The 2,509-nt window shown below is 66.8% G+C and carries 1 protein-coding gene; it reads right to left on the bottom strand.

Features of this window, described 5'->3' with window-relative positions; genetic code table 11:
- The coding region (locus ACIQ6O_RS16350; RefSeq protein WP_396208834.1) for a DUF5916 domain-containing protein at positions 1-2,355 on the bottom strand (2,355 nt) is incomplete at its 3' end.
- Positions 2,356-2,509 lie beyond the last annotated feature (154 nt).

The raw sequence follows: 2,509 nt of genomic DNA on the forward strand, positions 1-2,509 counted from the left end.
CACGAACGCCCCGTCGCTCGTGCGACGGGCCTCGCCGGGACGCATGGTCTCCGTGGCATCGAGCCCCGCTCCGTACCCGAAGAACACCACCGTCCCCGGACTCGGCAGGTAGCTCACCAGCCAGTCGGCGCGACCGAGCAACGACCGCCGCGCCCCCTGCAGCGACACCGTGCCGTTACCCGCCCGACGATAGAGCGGCTGCTCAGTGCGCGGATCGCGCAGCGCACTGCGATCACGCGACTCCACCTGGCCGATGAAGCGCAGAAAGAGCGCGCGCGAAAACTGATATTCAAGACGCAGCCGCGGTACGACCTGCGTGCTGAACTCACTCCCGTCACGTTCGCGCACGAAACGCTGGTACCGCAGCAATGCGCCGATGCGCACCTGTGAGGTGGGGCGCAGATCGACCTGTGCCTCCACCTCACGACGCCTCACGGTCGACGTCTCGAAGAACTCGGGCTCAGTGCCCGCGGTCGCTGTAAGCGTGGCGCCAGCCCGCCGCCACTGCGGCGTGTTCACCGCCAGTGCGGCGGTGGTGGTCATCTGCGCTGCGCTCGGGGTGAAACTCGTGATGTCACGACCGTTCGGAGCAAGTACGGCATACGATGCGTAACGACGTGCATCGAAGCCGATCTGCTGCCACTCCGGCGTCACACTCACACGCCATCCGCCGCGAATCGTCATGGAGTTGTCCAACGACACGCGCGTCTCCAGCGGCCGCTCGCGCCGATTGAATGCGTCGTAGCTCCAGAGGGTGCTGGCACTCACGAAATGCTGACGCTGATCCCACCAGCCACCGCGTCTACCGAACAGCGTATAGCGCTGATTGATCTGCGCCCGCACGAAGTCGGTACGATTCACGAACCCCGTCTGCGTTTGGAACTGCGGACTGATCCCCTGCACATTGTAGCGATAGCCGTACCCGCGCCCGGTACGGCCGTGCCCCACTTCCCACAGGGAGCCCGTCTGGGAGCTACTGTCGCGAGTGAGGCTGCCAGCGAAGCGCAGGTCGGCGCTGTAGACACGCCGAAACTGGAGCCGCACATCGGCGCCACCCACCCGGTTGAAGCGCGCCCCCTCGGTGCGATCGGTGAAGACGATGCCGGCGTTGCTCTGCTCACCGAGATCGCGACGCAGGCGCACGATGTTGAAGACCGGGCTCGTGCGCCCGTCGCGGCCGCTGCTGGGCGCATCGATGGCCGACAGCAACCCCACGTCGGTGCGCGGAATCTTGCCGGTGAGTTTGATGGCGCCGAGCGGCTGCACGATGGAACGCGTGTTCACCAGCCGGTTCGGCGCATCGAACTGCTCGCTCCCTTCCACGAAGAAAGGCCGCAGCTCGGGAAAGAACAGGGCAAAGCGCACGTCACCGGGAATCTGCCCCACGTCCGTCTCCACCTGACTGAAGTCCGGGTTGGCGGTGGCGTTCACGGTGAAGTTGGAGGTGATCCCCCAGCGCACGTCGCCGCCGAACTCACCACGCGTGCCGTAGCGCCATGCCCCGGGCGCACTCCCGCCCGTGGCACTCCCGCCCGTGGGCGTGCCAGTCGTGGAGGTGACCGACGTGGGGGTCAGGTCGAGGACAAGGCCACGCTTGAGCCCCGTGAGTCCGCGCAGGAAGCCACCCTGCGGGGTGAACGCCTGCAACGCGCGCGACGTGGGCGCCCACGTGTCCTGATAGCCCGTGCGCTGCGTCTGGCGGACCACCTGCACACCCCAATCCTGTGTCGACGCGAACTGAAAGCGAATGGACTTGAAGGGGATGCGCAGCTCCACCGCGAAGCCATCGTCGAGCAGTTTCCCCTTCGACTGCCAGATGTAGTCCTGCGACAGATCCACCGCCTGCAGCGCCGCGCGCGACACGCCGGGGCCGGCCGAGACATCGCTGCGCATGCCGTCGGCCTGCACGCCGAACGCATTCACGGCAAAGACGAACGAGCGCCGCCGATCGAGGAAGGTGTCAAGATGCAGTGCGATCCAGTCCTCACTGGTGATGCGATCGCGTTCGGCGAGCGTCGCACGCACGGTACCCGGCGGCGCCCACGCGCGAATTCCCACGTACAGCGCGTCCTCGGCGTACCAAAGCCGGACCTCCGTATTGTCCTGCGCCGGCCGGCCATCCACTGGGCTGTACGACGTGAAGTCCTTGAGGATGGTCGCCTGCCGCCAGACGGGCTCCGTCAGGTCACCATCGATCGTGACCGGTCCCTGCAGGCGCGGGGCCTGCGCGGACAGTTCACGGGCACGCCCCGAGAATGCCCGCGCTTCGGCGGGCACAGGGTCGGGGGCGACATTGGGGCTATTACCGGTCGGGCCGCTCACTTGCTGGAGGAGCGCCAGAAAAACTGGAAGCATCCATGAAACATAACCCACCCGGGATGGGCCAATCGGCTGGCCTTGTCCCCATGCTAGCTTTGGGAATGTCGCGTTCTGCCGATTCCACGCCGCCGGCCCCGCCCTCGCTTGGGGCTGCGCCCGCGACCTCCCCGTGCATCAAGGTGTGCCAACT

The sequence above is a fragment of the Gemmatimonas sp. genome (assembly GCF_044345575.1).
Classification (GTDB): domain Bacteria; phylum Gemmatimonadota; class Gemmatimonadetes; order Gemmatimonadales; family Gemmatimonadaceae; genus Gemmatimonas.